Genomic DNA, 20789 nt, shown 5'->3' on the forward strand with positions numbered 1-20789 from the left:
TCAGGCACCAGCCAGCGGGCCCACCGACCTCCAGTATCACCGGAGATCGAGCAGGCCCGCTGGTCTGATGTGGTGCGTACCAGCCGGACGATCAGCTCAGCAGGTCGTCCAGGTCGCCGTTGATGGAGTGGTCGACGACCGGGCGAACGGTCTCGAACGTGCACTCCTTCGGGTTGCCCGGCGTGCAGGCGTCGCCCAGGACGTGGTTCGTGATGCGGTCCACGTCCGCCGCGTCGCCGACGATCGTCCCGCTGTTCTCGTAGAACTTGGTCGGGCCCTGGCCCAGGCGGTTCTTCGAGTACGTGTCCTGCTTGACGTCGACGAACTTCTCCGGGATGCCCACGTCGCGCAGCAGCCGGATGGAGGCGGCCAGCGCGGCGTCGGCGGCCTGCGGCTTGGTCATGCCCTTGGTGTCGATGCCCATGGCCTCCGCGATGTCCGCGAAGCGCTCGTAGGCGACCGGCATGTTGAACGCCCACACGCGGGGGAGCGCGATCGCGTTGTTCAGGCCGTGGTGGGTGTCGTAGAACGCGGACACCGCGTGCGAGATCGAGTGGATGATCCCGAGGCCACCGGAGTTGAACGCCTGGGCGGCGATGTACTGCGCGTACATCATGCCCTCGCGGCCGGGCAGGTCCTGCCCGTTCCAGACCGCTGCCCGCAGGTGCTGCGAGGTCAGCTTGATCGCGTGCAGCGCGTTGCCCAGCGACGGCTGGAAGTTCAGCCGCGAGACGTACGGCTCGGAGGCGTGCGCGAGCACGTCAAAACCACACTGCGCGGTGTAGTCGATCGGGCAGTCGTAGTAGAGGACCGGGTCGTCGATCGCGAGCGTCGTGACCGACGCGTCGTCGAACGCCACGTACTTGTGCGGGTTGTCCGGGTCGGTCGTGGTGTCCGTGATGACGTAGGCCCACGACGTCTCCGAGCCGGTGCCGGCCGTGGTGGAGACCGCGATGTGCGGCGGGTTCGCCGGGTTCTCGGACTTGTTGAAGCCCTCGAACTCGTTGACGTTGCGACCGTCGTGCGCGACCGAGACGCGGGCGCCCTTGCAGGCGTCGTGCGACGAGCCGCCGCCGATGGAGACGAACGAGTCGCAGTTGTTCTGCTGGTACAGGGCGACGGCATCCATCGAGTTGTAGTCCTTGGGGTTGGACTCAACCTTGTCGTAGATGACCGTGTCGATGCCGTGGTACTTCATCGACTCGCTGATCTTGTTGACGATGTCGGTGCCGCGCAGGCCCGACGTCATGATCAGGGTCTTCTTGAAGCCCAGCTTCAGGGCCTCCGGACCGATCAGCTCGTGCGAGCCCGGACCCATGAGCGCACGGGGGAACGGGTGGAACTCCTTGATCGGGAACGGCTTCAGAAGCTCGTCAACCTGCATGGCAGCCCTTTCTGGTGCAGGCGGATGGGTCGAGAACGCACGCTAGGAGGTGCGAACCGTGCCGCCCAGGGCTGATCGGGAAGACCGTCGGGGAGACCGGGCAGGTCCCCTGCCCGGTCGTAGGGGATCGGGGCGAACGGACCTCACGGTCGGGTGAGGTGCCGCCGAGTTGTTGCAAGCCTATGGCAACAGGATCGGTTAGGCAATGCCGGGTTCAGTCCCGGACCGCCGCGAGGGCGTGGCCCGCGTCGGTGAAGCCGAGCCGCGCGTACCAGGCCCGCTTCCAGTCGTCGGCCCACGTGTCCAGAGCGACGAGGTCGCACCCGGCGTCCCGTGCGGTCGCCGCCGCGGCCCGGATCAGCGCGTTCGCGTGGCCGCGCCGCCGGGCGTCCGGCACGGTCTCGACGGCGTCCAGCCACGCCGTGCCGCCGTCGCGCTTGAGCAGGCAGGTGGCGACGACACGGTCCCCCTCCCGCACGGCGTAGCAGTGCAGGGCGACGACCGCGTCCTCGATCCGGTAGCGGTCGGTCAGATGGGCGGCCTGGTCGTCGGTGATGCCGGGAACCCGCTCGCGCCAGCTCGCGTCGAACAGCGGGCGGAGCTCGTCGAGATCCACGGTTTCGACGAGTTCGGTGCCGGTCGCGTCCGGCAGATCGGCGACCGGAGCGCACATCGTCACCAGGTCCTCGATCCGCCAGCCGTCGGCACGCAGCGCGTCCGCGTCACCTGGTGCAGGCGCGAGGACGTACGCCGCCGCGTGGGTCAGGCCGGCGCCACCGAGCACCCGGTCGGCCTCCGCCACCAGCGTCGCGGTGTCCACCCCCGGGCCGACCAGGAGCTGGTTGTGCAGCATCGACGACGGCACGGAGTCGGTCAGCACCGCGACGCCGCCCGCGATCCCGACCTCCCGGGTCGCCGTCCGCCGGAGGATCGACGGCTGCAGCAGGCGTCCGCGCCCGGCGTCGTCGAGCGGGGGCACCTCGGGAGCGGAGAACCGGCCGTCGTCGTCCGGGCGGTAGGGAAGCACGCCGAGCACGGCCGTCGCCGGAATCGCCCCGTAGGCGTGCGGGAAGCGCATCGACTCGGGGTCGCCCGGCACCCCCGGCTCCCACCGCACCTCGATCCCGGCCCGCTCCAGTCGCCCCGGGTCGACGGCGAGCAGCACCATGTCCCGCCGCCCGGCGAACAGTCGCTCGGCCGGCAACGCGACCTGGTCGGCCGTCGAGAGGTGCACGAAACCCACGTCGGTCAGCGACGGCGGGGCGACGACGCCGGCCTCCAGCGCGGCGCGCCACTCGGGCGGGGAGCAGAGGTGGAGCAGTACGTCGGTCACGGGAGCCAGTGTGCGGCCTGTACTTCCGGAGGGGCCTCCTGGCCGATCCTTGCTTTCGGCACCGGGTGCCAATAACGTCCGAACGGTGCCCCACCGACGAGGCGGGGCCGGATCTGACCCAGCGCTCCGACCCTCCGTGGAGGTACACATGGCCGAGCAGAACGAGCCCGTCGTCGACGAGGCCCCGCTGGTCGAGGAGACCCTCGTCGAGGAGGTCTCCATCGACGGCATGTGCGGTGTCTACTAGTCCGCTGGACACCAGCGACGTGGTGACCGGTCCGGGGTCGGCCTTCGACCCCGGATCGGCCTACCGCTGCAGCCCCACCGTGTCGCTGCGGCCCGAACCGTTCGGCGCGCTGGTGTACGACTTCGTCACCCGCAAGCTGTCCTTCCTGAAGACCCCCGAGCTCGTCGAGGTCGTCAAGGGTCTCGAGCACCACCCCGACGTGCACGGCGCGATCGCCGCCGCGGGCGTCCCGGAGGCGCAGCGGCCCGCCTACCTCAAGGCACTGGCCGGACTGCACGAGTCCGGAACGATCGTCGCCCGCTGAGCGACGCTCGCGGAGCGAACAGACGTCGCTGAGACCCGTCCACCACAGTGAGGTATCCGTGAAGCTGGTCGACCACTTTCAGTACGGCCTGAACTCGCCCATCTGCCTGACCTGGGAGCTCACCTACGCGTGCAACCTCGCGTGCGTGCACTGCCTGTCCTCGTCCGGCCGCCGCGACCCGCGTGAGCTCGACACCGCGGAGGCCAAGGCCGTCATCGACGAGCTGCAGCGGATGCAGGTCTTCTACATCAACATCGGTGGTGGGGAGCCCACGGTCCGTCCGGACTTCTGGGAGCTGCTCGACTACTCGATCGACCACGACGTCGGCGTCAAGTTCTCCACGAACGGGATCAAGCTCGACAAGAAGCGGGCGGCCCAGCTGGCCGCGACCGACTACGTCGACATCCAGATCTCGATGGACGGGGCGACGGCCGCGGTCAACGACCACGTGCGCGGCCCCGGCTCGTTCGACACGTCGATCCGCGCGCTGGAGAACCTGGCCGAGGCCGGCTTCGGCCAGCCGAAGATCTCGGTCGTGATGACCCGCGAGAACGTCGACCAGCTCGACGACTTCAAGGCCATCGCGGACAAGTACAACGCCCAGCTGCGGATCACGCGCCTGCGCCCGTCCGGCCGCGGTGCCGACGTCTGGGACGAGCTGCACCCGACCGCTCCGCAGCAGAAGCAGCTCTACGACTGGCTGGTGGCGAACGGCGACAACGTCCTGACCGGCGACTCGTTCTTCCACCTCTCGGCGTTCGGCGAGGCACTGCCCGGCCTGAACCTGTGCGGTGCAGGCCGGGTGGTCTGCCTGATCGACCCGGTCGGCGACGTCTACGCCTGCCCGTTCGCGATCCACGAGAACTTCCTCGCGGGCAACGTCCGCTCGCCCGGCGGCTTCCAGGAGGTGTGGGAGAACTCCGAGCTGTTCACCGAGCTGCGCCAGCCGCAGACCGGCGGTGCCTGCGCCTCCTGCAACCACTACGACTCCTGCCAGGGCGGGTGCATGGCGGCGAAGTTCTTCACCGGGCTCCCGCTCGACGGCCCCGACCCGGAGTGCGTGCGCGGGTTCGGCGAGCAGATGCTGGCCGACCGGAACGCCGACACGGTGATCCCGAAGTCGGACGTGAACCACTCGCGCTCGGAGCCGCGCAACTCCCGGACGCCGAAGCAGCCGACGATGCTGTCCCTTGCCCCGCCGCCGCGGCGTCCGGACCGGATGTGCGACGAGAGCCCGCTGGCCGACTACGCACCCGTCGCCGGGAGCTGACACGGACCTGCTGACGGGGCCCGTCGACCTGCATGGTCGGCGGGCCCCGTCGCGTGTGCTCTTCGGTCCACACGAGACGAACCTCGGCGGTGGTCGGTCGTTCTCGTCCCGGCACGTCGCGTACTACGCGCGCCGGGCCGCAGGTGGGGCGGGCGTGATCGTCACCGAGATCGCGTCGGTGCACCCGTCGGACCATCCGTACGCGTACGCCCCGGCCGCCCACTCGGCCGCGGCCGGGTGGGCGGCGATCGCTGCGGCGTGCCGGCCGTTCGGGACGCTCGTGCTGGCCGGGCTCGGGCACGCGGGCGGACAGGGGTCGACGGCGCACACCCGCACCCCGTTGTGGGGTCCGTCGCGGGTGCCGGACGTGGTCAGCCGCGAGGTGCCGGTCCCGATGGAGCGGCCGGAGATCGACGCGCTGCTCGACGGGTTCCGCTCGGCCGCGTCCGCCGCCGTCCGGTCCGGTCTGGACGGTGTCGAGGTGAACGGCGGCCAGCACTCGCTGCTGCGCCAGTTCCTGTCCGGCCTGACGAACCACCGCGAGGACTCCTACGGCACCGACCGGGCCCTCCTGTTGCGCGAGGTGCTGACAGCGGTCCGCGACGGTCTCGGCCCGGCTCCGATCCTCGGCCTGCGGTTGTGCGTCGACGAGCTCGCGCCGTGGGCGGGGATCACGCCGTCCGACGGAATCGCGCTCGCCGCCTCGGTGGCCGGTTCGGTGGACTACCTCGTCCCGGTGCGGGGCAGTGCTCTGTCGGTCGGGGCGACCCGGCCGGACATGCACACGGCGCCGGGCTTCAACCGGGATGTCTGCGCGGGGGTGCGGGCCGCCGTCGCCTGCGCCGCCTCGATCGTGTGGCAGGGCAGCGTCGTCGACCCGGCCGACGCGGCCGCCGGGCTGCTCGACGGCACGGCCGATCTCGTCGAGATGACCCGGGCGCAGATCGCCGATCCGGACCTCGTCGAGCTCGTCCGCGCCGGGACGCCCGAGCGGATCCGGCCCTGCAGCCTGTCCAACCAGGGCGTCGCGCGCGATCCACGCAACCCGGTCGTCGGCGACGAGATCGAGCCTCGCTCCGGGTTCGAGACGACCGAACCGGATCTGTCCGGTGTGGACGACCTGTCCCGCAGCGTGATCGTCGTCGGCGGAGGGCCCGCGGGATGCGAGGCGGCCCGGACGCGCGCGCTGCGCGGGCACCGCGTGACGCTGTTCGAGCGCTCGTCCCGTCTCGGCGGGGCATTACGTCTCGCCGCGTCCCTGCCGGGGCGAGGGCGGTGGGACGTGCTCGCCGACTGGTGGACCGCCGAGCTGGACCGGCTCGGCGTGGACGTCCGGACCGGCGTCGAGTTCGGGCCCGACGACGTCGCCGCGGCTCGCGCAGCGGGCACGGAGATCCTGGTCGCGACGGGTTCGCGCCCGCCGGGCCCTCTCGTCCGGACCGATCCGGTCACTGTCGGCGCCGCCGCGACCGGTCCGGGGATCAGCGACCCGCTGGCCGGCCCCGGAGCGACCGGATCCCCGCCCGAGCTCGGCCCCGCGGTGTCGGTCGTGCCGGCCGCCGAGTTCGTCGGCGCCGTCCACGAGGCCGGGTCCGTGAACGTTGTGGTCGGCTCGGCGACCGGGAGAGGCGACGCCGCGGCGCACGACGTGATCGTCTACGACCCGGTCGGCGACGCCGTCGGCGCCGGTATCGCGGAGATGGTCGCCGCCGCCGGGGTGACGTGCCGGCTCGTGACCCCGGACGCCGTGGCCGCCGACCGGCTCGGCCGGACCGGCGGGCTCGCCGACGCGAACGCCCGGCTGGAGCGGGCCGGCGTCGAACGTGTGACGTTCTCCCGCATCGACTCGGCCGCCGACGGCGTCGTGACCCTGATCGACGTGCACACCGACGCCCGGAGGAACGTCCCCCGCGCCCTGGTCGTCGACTGTTCGGCGCGCCTGCCCGACGAGCCGCGCTGGGCTGCGGACCTGCCGCGAGCCGGGGACTGCGTCGCGCCGCGGACGGTCGCCGAGGCGGTCCGGGAGGGCCGGCGCGTCGCGCTGGCTCACGACCGGACCGGGACGCGGCGCGTTCCGGCGGACGTGACCGTCTCCGCGTCGGACGCAGCTCCGGCCGTGGCGGATCGTCGGCCGGAACCGGTCGGAGTGGGCGACCGGTCGTCCGGGAACGTCGTGCGAGTTCCGGACGGCTTTCGCCCACCGGGTCGCCGGGGGCCGGAGCAGGCCATGGCGGATGTCGGCTCGTCGTCCGGAGAGGTCGTACGCGTCTCGGACGACCTGCTCCGGCCGGACCGTCGGGAGCCGGACGGTGACGAGCCGGGCGGAGGCTCCCTTCTCCACACCCCGCTCCGGATCGGACCGCGGACGGTGCGCAACCGGATCGTGTTCACCGCCCATCTCACCGGGTACGCGACCGGCGGGCTGCCGACCGAGCGGCACGCCGCGTACTACGCCGCACGGGCGCGGGGAGGCGCCGGCATGGTGATCACCGAGGAGCACTCGGTGCTGCCCGACGACCGGCCCTACGAGCGGGTCATCCGCGGCCACGACCCGGCCGTCGTTCCCGGACATCGCCGGATCACCGACGCGGTGCACGCGCACGGCGCCGTCGTGCTCGCCCAGCTCAACCACAACGGCGGGCAGTCGTCCGGGATGTACTCCCGCCTGCCCGTGCGAGCGCCGTCAGCCCTGCCGGACCCGATGTTCCGCGAGGTCGCGGTCGCGATGACCGAGCGGGACGTCGCGGACGTCGTCGCCGGGTACGTGCGCACGGCCGAGCTCTGCGTCGCAGGCGGCTACGACGGCGTCGAACTGCAGTGCTCGCACGCCTCGCTGCTGCGGATGTTCCTGTCCCCGGCCACGAACCGGCGCACCGACGGCTACGGCGGCTCACCGGAGCGGCGGGCGCGGGTCCTCGTCGAGGTCGTCGACGCGGTGCGCGAGGCGATCGGTCCGGACCGGGTGCTCGGCGTCCGGCTCGGGGCGGCCGAGCGGATCCCCGGAGGTCTGGACCTCGAGGAGGGTGTCGAGCACGCCCGGATCGTGGAGGCGACCGGGCGCGTCGACTACCTGAGCACCTCGATCGGCGTCGCCACCGCCTCGCTGTACCTCATCGAGGCGTCGATGCACACGCCGTCCGGCTACGCCTCGTTCATCCCGTCCGCGTTCCGGCGGGCCGTCTCGCTACCTGTGCTGGGTGTCGGTCGGTTCACCACGCCGGAGCAGGCGGCATCCACGGTGGACGGCGGTGCGTGCGATCTCGTCGGTGTCGCACGTGGACAGATCGCCGATCCGGAGTTCGCCGCGAAGGCGGCCGACGGCAGGCCGGTGCGCCACTGCGTCGGGTGCAACCAGGAGTGCGTCGGCCGGGTCGGGCTGAACCTGCCGCTCGGCTGCGCGGTCGACCCGGACGCGGGACGTGAGTGGCTGATGCAGCCGGAGTTGTCGCACCGCAGCCGGAACGTGGCGGTCGTCGGCGGCGGACCGGCCGGACTGTCCGCCGCGACGGCACTCGCCGGGCGCGGCCACCGGGTGACGCTGTACGAGCGCGGGCCGTCGACCGGTGGCCAGGTCGCGCTCGCCGCCGTGGCGCCGGGACGCTCCGAGATCGGCGCCGCCGTGGACGACCTCGCCGCCGCGTGCGCACGGTCCGGTGTGACCATCCGAACCGGACACGAGGTGCGCTCGATCGACGACGTCGACCCCTCGACGGACGCCGTCGTGCTCGCGACCGGCTCCGTGTCGTCGGTCCCGCACTGGGGAGGGCCGGGCGTCGTGCCGGTGCACGACGTCCTGTCCGGCACCGCCTCGCCGACCGGACGCGTGCTCGTCGTCGACGAGCTGGGGTTCCATCAGGCGACGTCGGTCGCCGAGCTCCTGGCCCGCCGGGGCTGCGATGTGGAGATCGTGACGCCCGCACTCGTCGTCGGACAGGACCTCGGCCTCACGCTGGACCGGGAGGGCTTCCGGCGGCGCGCGCACGCGGCCGGGATCGTCGCCACTGCCGATCGCGTGGTCGTCGCCGTCGAGGACCGGGTCGTGACGCTCCTGCACCACCCGACCGGCGCGCACGAGCACCGGCGGGTGGACGCCGTCGTGCACGCTCTGTCCACAACGCCCTGTGATGATCTGTGGACAGTTCTGCGACGTGGGCCGATCCCGGTGCACCGCATCGGTGACTGCCTCGCTCCGCGCCGGGTCGACGCGGCGATCCGGGAGGGTGAGCGGGTCGCCGTCGAGATCGACGCCGGCCGCCCGGCATCCTGGACACCGTGCTCCTCGGCGACCTGACCTGGACCGACCTCGACGACCGGCCGCGTGCGCTCGTCGTACCGGTCGGGTCGGTGGAGCAGCACGGGCCGCACCTGCCGATGACGACCGACGTGCGGGTCGCCGAGGCCGTCGCCGCGGGTCTGCACGACCGCGATCCCGATCTCGTGCTCGCCCCGGCGCTGTCCTACGGCGCCGCCGGGGAGCACGAGGGCTTCCCGGGCACGGTCTCGCTGGGCCACGAGGCGCTGTACACCGTGCTCGTCGAGTACGGACGGTCCGCGTGCCGCTGGGCCGCGCGCCTGCTGTTCGTGAACGGGCACGGCGGCAACGTGGCGACGCTGACGGACGCGGTCGACCGCCTGCGCTTCGAGGCGCGCGACGTCGCGTGGTTGGCCTGCGTGCCGGCACGCGACGCCGGGGTCCCGCTCGACGCGCACGCCGGGCGGGTCGAGACGTCGCTGATGCTGGCGCTGGCGCCGCACCTGGTCCGCACCGACGCCGCCGCCGCGGGCGCCACTGCACCGCTGCGCGAGCTGATCGACGATATGCGGGCGGGCGGCGTCGCCGCGGTCAGCCGGAACGGCGTGCTCGGTGACCCGTCCGGTGCCTCCGCCGAGGAGGGACGACGGCTGCTGGACGGCATGGTCGCGGCCGCCGCGGCGTCCGTCGCACGCTGGGAACCCGACGGCGGCCGGCTGGCGTAGCTCCGCGGGCTCCGTGCTCGGTGCCGATGCGTAGCTCCGCAGGCTCCGTGCTCAGTGCCGCCCGGCCACCAGCAACGGCACCAGTTGCTCGGCCGACGTCAGAGATCCGTGCTGGCCGGGAAGCGTGGACAGGAACGGCTCGGCCTCCGGCCGGATCACGACCGCGCCGCCGTGCATCGCCGCGACGACGTCCCCCACCCGGTCGCGCATCCGCGGGTCCACCGGTCCGAACCACCCGCGCTCGACGGCGTCGTCGCCGCTCACGACGGTGGCGTCGTCGCCGAGCACGGCGCGCCAGGTGGCCAGCACGTCCGCCTCGGCTCCGGGGTGCGTGTAGACGTAGCGGGCCCGCGGGTCGCCGCCGAGCAGGGCGACGCCGTCGGTGAGGCGCTCGTCGTCGTCCGCGTCGTGCGCGCGGGTCACCTCGATCATCCCGTGGTCGCCGGTGATCGCCAGCACGGTGCCGGACGGCAGCTGTTCGATCATCATGCCGACGAGGTGGTCCAGCAGCCGCAGCTGCCAGCGCCACGCCGTCGAACCCGGGCCGTACAGATGGCCGAGCTTGTCCAGGTCCGGGTGGTAGCCGTAGACCAGCCGGGGGCCGGGACCATCCAATGCGGACAGCATCTCGACGGCCAGGTCTCCCGGCGCCGCGATCCCGCGGTACTCGCCGCCGCGCAGACCGGACCGGGTCAGGCCGGACCGGCGGAACTCCATGGGCGACACCGACACGACCTCGACGCCGGCGGCGGCCCCGCGCTCGAACAGCGTCGGCTCCGGCTGGACGCGTTCCGGCGCGAGCTTCTCCCGCAGATCGCTGCGCCCCTCGCTCCAGCCGAGAGCGTCGAGCAGGTGGCCCTCCACGCGGAAGCGCAGCCCGAGCGTGCCGTGCGCGCCCGGCACCATGCCGGTGCCGAGGGAGGTGAGGCTGATCGGCGTCGTCGACGGGAAGCCGACGGTCAGCGGCCCGGCGTCGGCCATCGCGGACAGCACCGGCGCGTCCGCCGCGTACTCGGTGAGCAGCTCGCGGCCCAGCCCGTCGATCAGCAGCAACGCCGCGGCGCGGACCGGCTCGAACGCGAACACCGGCGGGGCCTGCGACGGCGCCGAGCCGAGCGCGGCGAGCAGCGACGGCACGACGTCGGCGAGCGTCCCGGCTCCGTAGCGCGGCAGGAGGACATCGGTCACCCGCCCAGTCTCACCGGTGATCCGCACCGGGCGGAAGGCCGTGGTGTGACCGGCGCCGTGTCGACGCACGATCCGGCCGGATGGAACCCTCGGCCGGTGCACGCCACCGACGGCCCGTCCGACCTCCGTCTGCCCGACGGGTTCACGGTCGCGCTCGACCGGCGGGTGCGCCGGATCGACGGCGGTGCGGCGCTGCTCGGAGGCGCGCCACCCCGGCTCGTCCACCTCGGGACGGCGGCCGTCCGCCTCCTGGACGGGACCGACCGGATCACGGTGGCGGACGCGACGACCCGTGCCCTGTCGCGCCGGCTGCTGGACACCGGCATGGCCCACCCGGTCGTCCCGCGCGCGGACCGGTCCGCCCAGAACGCGGACGACGGCCGACCCGGACCGCCCGTGCACGCCGTCCCGGGGCCGGAGCAGGTCACGGTCGTCGTCCCGGTGAAGGACCGCCCGTTGGACCGGCTGCTGGCCGCGCTCCCGCCCGGTCTCGGCGGCCTCGTCGTCGTCGACGACGGGTCGGACGACCCCGATCTCGTCGCCCGCGGCGTCGTCGAAGCCGGCGGCACGGTGCTGCGACATCGGTCGCCGCGCGGTCCGGCGGCGGCCCGCAACGCCGGGCTCGCCGCGGCGGGGACCGCGTTCGTGGTGTTCCTGGACTCCGACGTCGTGCCGCGCGACGGGTGGCTGGAGCCGCTGCTCGCGCACACCGCGGATCCGGCGGTCGGCCTGGTCGCGCCACGGATCGTCGCGCTCGACGCCGGTCCGGGAGGGGTGGGCCCCTCCGCGGTGGTCGCGCGGTACGAGGCCGTCCGGTCCTCGTTGGACCTGGGTCCGGATCCGGCGCTGATCGTGCCCCGCTCGCGCGTCGCGTACGTGCCGAGCGCGGCGATGCTGGTGCGGGTCGCCGCCGTCGGCGGTACGGCCTTCGACGAGGACATGCACGTCGCCGAGGACGTCGACCTGGTCCTGCGGCTGCACGCGCGCGGCTGGCGGATGCGCTTCGAACCGTCCGCCCGGGTGGCGCACGACCATCGCACCCGGCCGTCGGAGTGGTTGCGCCGCAAGGCGTTCTACGGGACCGGCGCGGCACCGCTGGCGCTGCGCCACCCCGGTGCGGTGCCGCCCGTGGTGCTCTCGCCGTGGTCGGCGGCCGTCTGTGGGCTGCTCCTCGCGCAGCGGCGGCCCGCGGTCCTGGCCGCGGGCGTCGTGACGGCGGTGGCCACGGAACGACTGTCACGCAAGCTGACCAGGTTGCGCCGGCCGCGGACGAGCGCCGCCCGGCTCACCGGGCTCGGGCTGGCCGGTGCGGTGTGGCAGACCGGTTCGGCGCTCACCCGGCACTTCTGGCCGGTCGCGGCGCCGGCGATGCTGATCTCGACGCGCGCCCGCCGCGCGGTGCTCGTCGCGGCGCTGGCGGAGGGGATCGTGGACTGGTGGACCCACCGGAACCACGACCCGTCGGTGCGTCCCGGACCGGTCGGGCACCTGCTCGCGCACCGGCTCGACGACCTCGCCTACGGCACCGGTCTCTGGTGGGGCGCCGTCCGTCACGGAACCATCGCGCCGCTCCGGCCCGAGGGCCCGGCCGTGCGACGCCCTTGAGGTAAGGCTCAACTAACTTGTCAAGCCCTAACCAGCCCGTCTGGGTTGGTTCCAACGGGTGATTATCGTTGCGCCGCTGATCCGCGTGTGCGGTCACCGTCGACCGGTCCTACCGCTGTTGCGGAACACTCTCCTCGCGACCTCCCCGAATGCGTGTGGTCGCCCACACATCATCGTCTGACCTGCTGTGACGCGTTCTTGCGGGGCAAGAAGATCGGGAGTGTGATGTGGGCGCCGCCACACAGCGACGTGCGTCCAGCGAGCGCGCGGTCGCGGACGAGGGAGTGAGATTTCCGATGACACAGGTCCGGGTCACCGTCGACGGCGTGAACTACGCCGACGACGTCGAGCCCCGTTTGCTGCTCGCGCAGTACCTCAGGGAGACGTTGGGCAAGACGGGCACGCTGATCGGCTGCGACACGAGCAACTGCGGTGCCTGCACCGTCAGCCTCAACGGGCGCAGCGTGAAGTCGTGCTCCGTGCTGGCCGTGCAGGCCGACGGCGGCGAGGTCACCACGATCGAGGGCCTGGCCCGCGACGGCCAGCTGCACCCGGTGCAGGAGGCGTTCCGCGAGTGCCACGGCCTGCAGTGCGGGTACTGCACGCCAGGAATGATCATGGCCGCGGTCGACCTGCTCGGCGACAACCCCGACCCGAACGAGGAGGAGGTCCGCGAGGGCATCGAGGGCAACCTCTGCCGCTGCACGGGCTACCAGAACATCGTTCGGGCCGTGCAGAGCGCCGCCCAGAACATGAAGCCGGGGGCAGGCGCCACCACGAGCCCGTCCGCCACCCCGGTTGCCGGAGGAGGCAACTAGATGACGCAGACCGCCGAACCCACCGCACTCGAGATCGGCAAGGCGCGCGTCCGCAAGGAGGACGAGCGCCTCATCGCCGGTCGGTCCCGCTACACCGACTCGATCACCCCTCCCGGCACGCTGCACATCGCCGTCGTGCGGTCCACGCTGGCCCGCGCCACGATCAACTCGATCGACAAGTCCGAGGCCGAGAAGGCCCCCGGCGTCCACGGCGTGTTCACGGCCGCCGACCTCGGCGCAGAGGGTGTCGGCCTGCCCTGTGCATGGCCGATCACGCCGGACCAGAAGGCGCCGCAGCGCCCGGTCCTGGCCGTCGGCCGGGTGTCCTTCTCCGGCGAGGGTGTCGCGGTCGTGGTGGCCCGCTCCGCGGCGGAGGCCAAGGACGCCGCCGAGCTCGTCGACGTCGACTACGACCCGCAGGACCCGATCCTGGACATGGAGGCGGCCGCCCAGGACGGCGCCGACCTCGTGCACCCGGACCTCGGCTCCAACGTGTCGGCCACCTGGATCTTCGACTCCGGTGAGGCCGGCTCCGGCGGCAGCGTCGCCGACGCCATCTCCACGGCCGAGTCCAGCGACGACGAGATCGTGGTCAAGCGCCGCTTCCGCCAGCAGCGCCTGATCCCGGCGTTCATGGAGCCGCGCTCCTGCGTCGTGGACCCGACCGGCGAGCAGCTGACGATCTGGGCCGCGACCCAGGTCCCGCACATCCTGCGCACGATGACGACGGTGACCCTCGGGGTGCCGGAGTCCAAGCTGCGCGTGATCGCGCCCGACGTCGGCGGCGGCTTCGGCGGCAAGATCGGTGTGCTGCCCGAGGAGATGCTCTGCGTGCTGATCGCGCAGAAGCTCCGCAAGCCGATCAAGTGGACCGAGACCCGCTCCGAGTGCATGCTCACCGCGCACCACAGCCGGGACCAGATCCAGGACCTGACGATCACCGCCAAGAAGGACGGCACCGTCACCGGCCTGGACGTCCACCTGTACGCGGACATGGGTGCCTACCTCGGCCTCGTCGGCCCCGGCGTGCCGGTCCTCGGCGCGTTCATGTTCAACGCGATCTACAAGATCCCGGCGTACAGGTTCACGTGCACGAACGTGTTCACGAACAAGACGCTCACCGACGCCTACCGCGGCGCAGGGCGTCCGGAGGCCACGTTCGGCATCGAGCGGATCATGGACGAGCTCGCCGTCGAGCTCGGCCGCGACCCGCTGGAGCTGCGCGAGCAGAATTGGATCAAGCACGAGGAGTTCCCGTACACGACGGTCAGCACGCTGACCTACGACACGGGCAACTACGAGGCCGCCACCGCGCGCGCCCTCGAGCTGTTCGACTACGCCGGCCTGCGCCGTGAGCAGGAGGAGCGTCAGCGCTCGGGCGACCCGGTCCAGCTGGGCATCGGCATCTCGACGTTCACCGAGATGTGCGGCCTCGCGCCGTCCCGCGTGCTCGGCTCGCTGTCCTACGGCGCGGGCGGCTGGGAGGCCGCGAGCATCCGGATGCTGGCCACCGGAAAGGTCGAGGTCATCACCGGCGCGTCCGCGCACGGGCAGGGCCACGAGACCGCGTTCTCGCAGATCGTCGCCGACCAGCTCGGCGTGCCGTTCGAGGACGTCGAGATCCTGCACGGTGACACGCAGATCTCGCCGAAGGGCCTGGACACCTACGGGTCCCGGTCGCTCGCCGTCGGTGGCATCGCGATCGTGAAGGCCGCCGAGAAGGTCGTCGCGAAGGCCAAGAAGATCGCCGCGCACCTGCTCGAGGCGTCCGAGGACGACCTCGAGTTCGCGAACGGCTCGTTCACGGTCAAGGGCACCGACAAGGGCAAGGCCATCCAGGAGATCGCGTTCGCCGCGTTCATGGCGCACGACTACCCGGAGGACATGGAGCCCTCGCTGGACTCGGACGCCGTGTACGACCCGGAGAACTTCTCCTTCCCGCACGGAACGCACCTGGCGGCGATGGAGGTCGACACCGACACCGGTCGCGTCACGCTCCGCAAGTACGTCTGCGTCGACGACATCGGCAACGTGATCAACCCGCTGATCGTCGAGGGCCAGGTGCACGGCGGTCTCGCGCAGGGCATCGCACAGGCCCTGTTCGAGGAGGCGAACTACGACGACCAGGGCACGCTGGTCAACGGCACGTTCGTCGACTACACGCTGCCGTCGGCGGCCGACCTGCCGAGCTTCACCACGGAGCACATGTCCACCGCGTCGACGACGAACCCGCTGGGTGTGAAGGGCGTCGGCGAGGCGGGCACGATCGCCTCCACGCCGGCCATCGTCAACGGCGTGCTGGACGCGGTCCGGCACCTGGGCGTCTCGGAGATCGAGATGCCCACCACCTCGCAGCGCGTATGGCGTGCCCTGCAGGTGGCCAAGGGCAGGTCGGTGCAGGAGACACCGAGCGACACGCACTCGCCCGGTGCCGGCCTGGGATCGATCGACCCGAACAAGTCCGAAGGAGAAGAGGTCCAGTGATCCCGGCGAAGTTCGACTACGTCCGGCCGACCTCGGTCGAGGAGGCCGTCCAGGCACTGCAGCAGGGAGGTGAGGACGCCAAGATCCTCGCCGGCGGGCAGAGCCTGCTCCCGGTGCTCCGGCTGCGGCTCGCGGCGCCGAGCGTGATCATCGACCTGGGTGGCATCCCGGAGCTGCGCCGGATCTCCGAGGACGGCGACCGGGTGGCGATCGGCGCGATGGCCGCGCACCACGACGTGATGCGTGACGACGTCGTCAACCAGCACGTGACGCTGCTGGCCCAGGCCACCGCGACGGTGGCCGACCCGCAGGTCCGTCACCGGGGCACGCTGGGCGGTGCGCTCGCGCACGCCGACCCGGCCGGCGACCTCGGCGCGACGGCGCTCGCGCTGGACGCCGAGTTCGTCATCCTCGGCCCCGGCGGCACCCGCCTGGTGCCGGCCGCCGAGTTCTTCCAGGACTACTTCACGACCGCGATCGGCGAGGACGAGATCCTCACCCAGATCCGGTTCCCGAAGTACACGGGCTGGAAGACGCACTACGAGAAGTTCAACCGGACGGCGCAGGCGTGGTCGATGGTGGCCATCGCCGTCGCGCTCAAGGTGGACGGCGGCACGATCTCCGAGGCGCGCGTCGGTCTGACCAACATGGGCAACGTGCCGATCCGGGCGACCGGCGTCGAGCAGGCCCTCGTCGGGCAGGCGGCCGGCGCGGACGTCGCGAAGCAGGCGGCCGAGCACGCGACCGAGGGCACGTCGGCGCCGAGTGACGCCGACGCGGCGGCGGACTACCGTGAGCACCTGGCGAAGGTGCTCACCGGACGTGCGGTCGTGACCGCGGCCGGCTGACGGCTCCGGCGATTCGAAGAAGGGTCGGGCGCCTGTCCGGGGGGTATCTCCGGACGGGCGCCCGCCCATTCCGGCGGAGCGAGCGTTGAAACTGCCGGCCGACGAGGAGAGGCTTCTTACATGCAGCTGGAGAACAAGTTCACGATCGCCGCGCCGATCGAGGAGGCCTGGAAGGCGCTCAACGACCCGGAACTGATCGCCCCGTGCTTTCCGGGGGCGACGCTCACCGAGTACGAGAGCGACTCGTTCACCGGCACCGTGAAGGTGAAGCTCGGCCCGATCTCGCTGACGTACAAGGGCAAGGGCACCTACGTCGAGCGCGACGAGGCCAACCACAAGGTCGTGATCGACGCCAGCGGCCGGGACGCGCGCGGCAACGGCACGGCAAAGGCCACGGTCACCGGCACGATGGTCGCCGACGGGCCGGACAAGACGTCGGTCACCATGGTCACCGACATGACGGTCACCGGCCGCCCGGCGCAGTTCGGCCGGGGCGTCATCTCCGACGTCGCCGACAAGATCATCGGCCAGTTCTCGTCCTGCGTGGCGGACAAGCTGACCGGACCCGGTGGTGCCGCGTCGAACGGCTCCGGCCCGAAGCACTCGGCCGACGAGACGTCGCCGATCCCGGCCGTGCCGCCGGCCCCCGGCCAGCAGTCCTCCGCGCCGTCGGGGTCGTCCGCGCCGTCGAGCGGCCCGGCCCGGGTGCCCGCCGCGGCGAGCAAGCCGGTCGAGGCGATCGACCTGCTCGACTCCGCCGGTGCCCCGGTGCTCAAGCGCCTCGCCCCGGTCCTCGGCGGCGTCGGCGTGCTCCTGCTGATCTTCCTGATCATCCGCCGCGCGCGCGGTGACAGGAGCTGAGCCGACCGCTCCCACCACAACGAGGGGCACCTTCGAGCAATCCCGTTGCTCGACGGTGCCCCTCGTTCGCGTCGGCGCGCGGGCGCCGCGCGCCCGGCGCCGGCTCGCCCGCCCCGACCCCCCCGAACGAGCGGGCCGTTCGGGCGGTGACATTGCTCGAAGGTGCCGTTCGTTCGGGGTGGGGTGGGCGTCGGGGTGCGACGATGACCGGATGCGGGTCGGTGAGCACGACTGCCTGACCGACGTGGCGGGCCTGCGGGCCGGGCACGCCGCGCTGGACGGGCCGGGGGCGTTGTCCGGGACGACGGTCGTGCTCGTGCCCGACGGCGGTGCGACGGCTGGTGCGGACGTCCGCGGCGCCGCTCCCGGGACGCGGGAGACGGACCTGCTGAACCCGCAGGCCACCGTGCAGGCTGTGCACGCGATCGTGTTCTCCGGCGGCAGCGCCTACGGCCTGGCCGCCGCGACCGGCGTGATGGACCGCCTGGAGCGCGACGGGCAGGGGTTCGCCGTGCCGGGCGGTGTCGTCCCGATCGTCCCGGCGGCCGTGCTGTTCGACCTCGGCCGCGGCGGCGACTTCTCCGCCCGCCCGGACGCCGCGCTCGGTGCGGCCGCGTACGACGCCGCCGGACCCGGACCGCTCGCGCAGGGCGTCGTCGGAGCCGGGACGGGCGCCGTGGCCGGCGGGCTCAAGGGCGGTGTCGGCACGGCCGGCGTCGTCCTCGACTCCGGGCACACCGTGTCCGCGCTCGTCGTCGTCAACGCCGTCGGGTCCGCCGTGGACGCCGCGACCGGCGAGCTGCTCGGCGTGCGCAGCGGCCTGCCCGGCGAGTTCGACGATCTGCCGTCGCCGTCGGACGCCGCGATCGGGGCGCTGCGCGAGGCGGGCACACCGCAGGGCTTCTCCGCGGGCACCGCCACGTCGTTGCTGCTGGTCGCGACGGACGCGACGCTGGACAAGGCCGGCTGCGGACGGATGGCGACGATGGCGCACGACGGCCTGGCCCGCGCGATCCGCCCGGTGCACACCGTGATGGACGGCGACGCGGCGTTCGCGCTGGCCACCGGCACGCGCCCGGCACCGGATCTCGCGGCCACGTTCGCGCTGCACGCCGCGGCGGCCGACGTCGTGAGCCGTGCCGTCGTGCACGCGATGCTCGCCGCTGAACCGGCCGGACGGTGGCCGAGCTACCGGTCGCTCGTCGGATGAGCGGGTCGTCGGCCCGGCGCCGGCGCGTGGTGACGGCCGCGTGCGGCGAGGGTCCGCGATGAGCGACCACGATCCGTGGGCCGGCGTCCCCCGCCCTCGCCGGCCGGAGCGCGCGGCGGACCCCGACGAGCTGCGCGTGATCGGTCTGCGCCGTCGCGCCGCCGTCGCCCGCTCCGTGAACGAGGTGTGCCGCCTGGTGCACGTGCGGGCGTTCGAGCACGGCTGGACGGTCTCCACCATCTCCGGCTACATCCAGCTCTGCCTCACGCTGGAGGACCTGCTGGAGGCCAGCACGGCGGCGTCCGAGCGGGGCCTGTTGCGCGCCACGGCGCTGGCGGCGGCCGACTCCGCGTCCTAGTGCGCGGCGGCGGCCTGTGGTCGCATCACGCCATGACCAAGGAGATTTTCGTGGCGTTCGGCATCGACGTCGACGCCGTCGGCGGCTGGCTCGGTTCCTACGGCGGGGAGGACTCGCCGGGTGACATCTCTCGCGGCGTGTTCGCCGGGGAGGTGGGCGTCCCGCGGCTGAACCGGCTGCTCGCGCGCTACGACCTGCCCGCGACGTGGTTCTGGCCCGGCCACTCGATCGAGACGTTCCCGGAGCAGTTCGACGAGGTGGTGGCCGCCGGGCACGAGATCGGCGTGCACGGGTACTCGCACGAGAACCCGATCGCGATGACCCGTGAGCAGGAGTCGGACATCCTCGACCACTGCATCCAGCTGATCACCGACCGGGCGGGCACCCGGCCGACCGGCTACGTCGCGCCGTGGTGGGAGTTCTCCCGTGTGACGAACGAGCTGCTGCTCGAGCGGGACATCACCTACGACCACTCGCTCATGCACCGCGACTTCGAGCCGTACTACGTCCGCGTCGGCGACGAGTGGACGCCGATCGACTACGACAAGCCGGCCCGGGAGTGGATGAAGCCGCTGGTCCGCGGCGAGGAGACGGACCTCGTCGAGATCCCCGCGTCCTGGTACCTCGACGACCTCCCACCGATGATGTTCATCAAGACCAGCCCGAACTCGCACGGGTTCGTGAACCCGCGGCACATCGAACAGATGTGGCGCGACCAGTTCGACTGGGTGTACCGCGAGTCCGACTACGCCGTGTTCACGTTCACGATCCACCCGGACGTCTCAGGGCGCCCGCAGGTGCTGCTGATGCTGGAGCGCCTGATCGAGCACATCAACGGCCACGACGGCATCCGCTGGTCCACGTTCGACGGCATCGCGCGGGACTTCCTCGCCCGGCGCCCGCGCTCCTGATGTGCGGGGCCTGCGGTCGTCCGCACGATCCGGACGGGGCGCGGGTGTCCGGTCCGCGCCGTCGGGCCGCGGTGGCACGGGCGGTGCAGGACGGGCGGGCCGGGCTGGTGGTGCGCGCGGTCCCGGGCGGCTGGACGGTCGCGACGCGGACCGGGCGGACCCGGGTGGCCCGCACACTGGACGAGCTGCTCGACGCGGCGAACTCATCCGGGCGGTCCGCCGACGACCGTGCCGGGCTGCGGGACCGCGCGCTGGCCGCCGCCGACGGGCTCTGATCAGCAGAAAGGTCCGGATCGGGGCGAGAGATCGCCCGGATCCGGACCTGTTCGGTGATCATCGTTCCCTGCCCGCGGTCATGATCGGCGGAATCGGTCGGCATCGCGACGGATGTGGCGTGATCCGGCCGGTTGCGCTGATCAGTCGGCGCGGCAGGCGGACCGGTCAGTCGTCGCCGCGGTCGTCCCGGTCGCCACCGTTGTCGTCGAAGCGGTCGTCGTCGCCCTGGGCCTGTGCGCCCCGGTCGTCACCGATCCGGTTGCCGCCCTTGTCGTCACCTCGGTCGTCACCACCGCGGTCGTCGTCGCGGTCGTCCCGGCCGTCGTCGTCGCGCAGCCCGTCCTGGTCGTGCTCGGTGACCTCGCCGGTGACGGCGTTCATCTCGATCTCGTGCAGGCCGGACCCGTTGCGGACGTCGACCTCCCACTCGCGGGGGTCGCCGTCGTCGTCGCGATCGTCCAGTTCGGACTTCGTCACCACGCCGCCGCCCGCGACCTGGATCGCGGTCCGCTCGGCCGTCCCGCGGTCGATCGTCGTCCCGGCCGGTGGGGTGGCGGGTGCGGTCGGGGACCCGGTCGGCTGCGACCGGCTCGAGGCCAGGGTCATCGTGCTGCTCGACCGGTCGGCTCCCGCGCCCATCGCGAGGGCGGTACCTCCTCCGACGGCGAGAACGGCGGCGGCGACGACGGTGACGGTGATCGAACGGGTGCTCACG

The 20789-nt window shown here is 72.6% G+C and carries 18 protein-coding genes; 14 read left to right on the forward strand and 4 right to left on the reverse strand.

The annotated features are described in order from the left end of the window. Nucleotides 1–91: 91 nt before the first annotated feature. Nucleotides 92–1384: an NDMA-dependent methanol dehydrogenase gene (mdo, locus tag EV378_RS20155; RefSeq protein ID WP_132428622.1), complete on the reverse strand. Its 1293-nt coding sequence runs from the start codon at nucleotides 1382–1384 to the stop codon at nucleotides 92–94. A gap of 214 nt (nucleotides 1385–1598) precedes the next feature. After that, entirely contained in the window at nucleotides 1599–2717 is a 1119-nt protein-coding gene (locus EV378_RS20160) for a GNAT family N-acetyltransferase (protein WP_243653665.1), read from the reverse strand. A gap of 148 nt (nucleotides 2718–2865) precedes the next feature. On the opposite strand from EV378_RS20160, the gene mftA reads away from it, so the two are divergent. The 5 genes from mftA to mftE are packed head-to-tail and all read left to right on the forward strand — an operon-like array spanning nucleotide 2866 to nucleotide 9515. Beyond that, a complete protein-coding gene (mftA, locus tag EV378_RS20165) occupies nucleotides 2866–2964 on the forward strand; it encodes a mycofactocin precursor MftA (protein ID WP_132428626.1) in 99 nt (32 codons plus the stop codon). Next, entirely contained in the window at nucleotides 2954–3268 is a 315-nt protein-coding gene (mftB, locus tag EV378_RS20170) for a mycofactocin biosynthesis chaperone MftB (protein WP_243653666.1), read from the forward strand. The genes mftA and mftB overlap by 11 nt, the downstream gene beginning before the upstream one ends. 58 nt (nucleotides 3269–3326) lie before the next feature. After that, entirely contained in the window at nucleotides 3327–4538 is a 1212-nt protein-coding gene (gene mftC / locus EV378_RS20175) for a mycofactocin radical SAM maturase (protein WP_132428628.1), read from the forward strand. Continuing rightward, on the forward strand, nucleotides 4459–8829 hold the full coding sequence (locus EV378_RS36405) for a mycofactocin system FadH/OYE family oxidoreductase 2 (RefSeq protein WP_279389655.1): 4371 nt from the start codon (nucleotides 4459–4461) through the stop codon (nucleotides 8827–8829). Before mftC ends, EV378_RS36405 begins: the two co-directional genes overlap by 80 nt. Then, a complete protein-coding gene (gene mftE / locus EV378_RS20185; protein ID WP_132428629.1) occupies nucleotides 8811–9515 on the forward strand; it encodes a mycofactocin biosynthesis peptidyl-dipeptidase MftE in 705 nt (234 codons plus the stop codon). Before EV378_RS36405 ends, mftE begins: the two co-directional genes overlap by 19 nt. A 51-nt stretch (nucleotides 9516–9566) precedes the next feature. On the opposite strand, the gene EV378_RS20190 is transcribed toward mftE, so the two are convergent. Then, nucleotides 9567–10703, reverse strand: a complete 1137-nt coding sequence (locus EV378_RS20190; RefSeq protein ID WP_132428630.1) for an alkaline phosphatase family protein — start codon at nucleotides 10701–10703, stop codon at nucleotides 9567–9569. Between the two features lie 96 nt (nucleotides 10704–10799). Here EV378_RS20190 and mftF point away from each other — a divergent pair, with 96 nt between their 5' ends. From mftF to EV378_RS20235, 9 genes are all read left to right on the forward strand, one after another. Further along, nucleotides 10800–12308, forward strand: coding sequence for a mycofactocin biosynthesis glycosyltransferase MftF (mftF, locus tag EV378_RS20195; protein ID WP_132428631.1), 1509 nt, complete (start codon nucleotides 10800–10802; stop codon nucleotides 12306–12308). Between the two features lie 296 nt (nucleotides 12309–12604). Next, the gene (locus EV378_RS20200) at nucleotides 12605–13126 is read left to right on the forward strand and encodes a (2Fe-2S)-binding protein (RefSeq protein WP_132428632.1); all 522 of its coding nucleotides are present in this window, start codon (nucleotides 12605–12607) and stop codon (nucleotides 13124–13126) included. Beyond that, nucleotides 13127–15610, forward strand: coding sequence for a xanthine dehydrogenase family protein molybdopterin-binding subunit (locus tag EV378_RS20205; protein WP_132428633.1), 2484 nt, complete (start codon nucleotides 13127–13129; stop codon nucleotides 15608–15610). Next, a complete protein-coding gene (locus EV378_RS20210) occupies nucleotides 15607–16458 on the forward strand; it encodes an FAD binding domain-containing protein (RefSeq protein WP_132428634.1) in 852 nt (283 codons plus the stop codon). The genes EV378_RS20205 and EV378_RS20210 overlap by 4 nt, the downstream gene beginning before the upstream one ends. Before the next feature lie 120 nt (nucleotides 16459–16578). Next, nucleotides 16579–17319, forward strand: coding sequence for an SRPBCC family protein (locus EV378_RS20215; protein ID WP_132428635.1), 741 nt, complete (start codon nucleotides 16579–16581; stop codon nucleotides 17317–17319). Between the two features lie 211 nt (nucleotides 17320–17530). Continuing rightward, complete coding sequence (locus EV378_RS20220; protein ID WP_132428637.1) at nucleotides 17531–18529, forward strand: P1 family peptidase; 999 nt, start codon at nucleotides 17531–17533, stop codon at nucleotides 18527–18529. Nucleotides 18530–18587: 58 nt separating this feature from the next. Further along, nucleotides 18588–18887, forward strand: a complete 300-nt coding sequence (locus EV378_RS20225; RefSeq protein WP_132428639.1) for a hypothetical protein — start codon at nucleotides 18588–18590, stop codon at nucleotides 18885–18887. A gap of 32 nt (nucleotides 18888–18919) precedes the next feature. Beyond that, nucleotides 18920–19798 (forward strand): polysaccharide deacetylase family protein, encoded by an 879-nt coding sequence (locus EV378_RS20230; RefSeq protein ID WP_132428641.1) that lies wholly within the window; start codon nucleotides 18920–18922, stop codon nucleotides 19796–19798. 44 nt (nucleotides 19799–19842) lie between these two features. After that, nucleotides 19843–20073, forward strand: a complete 231-nt coding sequence (locus EV378_RS20235) for a hypothetical protein (RefSeq protein ID WP_132428643.1) — start codon at nucleotides 19843–19845, stop codon at nucleotides 20071–20073. A gap of 166 nt (nucleotides 20074–20239) precedes the next feature. Here EV378_RS20235 and EV378_RS20240 read toward each other — a convergent pair whose 3' ends face one another. Beyond that, nucleotides 20240–20788: a PepSY domain-containing protein gene (locus tag EV378_RS20240; RefSeq protein WP_132428645.1), complete on the reverse strand. Its 549-nt coding sequence runs from the start codon at nucleotides 20786–20788 to the stop codon at nucleotides 20240–20242. Between the last annotated feature and the right edge of the window lies 1 nt (nucleotide 20789).

It is taken from the genome of Pseudonocardia endophytica, from assembly GCF_004339565.1.
Lineage (GTDB): Bacteria > Actinomycetota > Actinomycetes > Mycobacteriales > Pseudonocardiaceae > Pseudonocardia > Pseudonocardia endophytica.

Excerpts from the sequence above, each read along its gene's own strand:
- mdo (WP_132428622.1), bottom strand. The coding sequence starts at position 1,384 with ATGCAGGTTGACGAGCTTCTGAAGCCGTTCCCGATCAAGGAGTTCCAC.
- mftA (WP_132428626.1), top strand. The coding sequence starts at position 2,866 with ATGGCCGAGCAGAACGAGCCCGTCGTCGACGAGGCCCCGCTGGTCGAG.
- EV378_RS20200 (WP_132428632.1), top strand. The coding sequence starts at position 12,605 with ATGACACAGGTCCGGGTCACCGTCGACGGCGTGAACTACGCCGACGAC.
- EV378_RS20205 (WP_132428633.1), top strand. The coding sequence starts at position 13,127 with ATGACGCAGACCGCCGAACCCACCGCACTCGAGATCGGCAAGGCGCGC.
- EV378_RS20215 (WP_132428635.1), top strand. The coding sequence starts at position 16,579 with ATGCAGCTGGAGAACAAGTTCACGATCGCCGCGCCGATCGAGGAGGCC.
- EV378_RS20220 (WP_132428637.1), top strand. The coding sequence starts at position 17,531 with ATGCGGGTCGGTGAGCACGACTGCCTGACCGACGTGGCGGGCCTGCGG.
- EV378_RS20225 (WP_132428639.1), top strand. The coding sequence starts at position 18,588 with ATGAGCGACCACGATCCGTGGGCCGGCGTCCCCCGCCCTCGCCGGCCG.
- EV378_RS20230 (WP_132428641.1), top strand. The coding sequence starts at position 18,920 with ATGACCAAGGAGATTTTCGTGGCGTTCGGCATCGACGTCGACGCCGTC.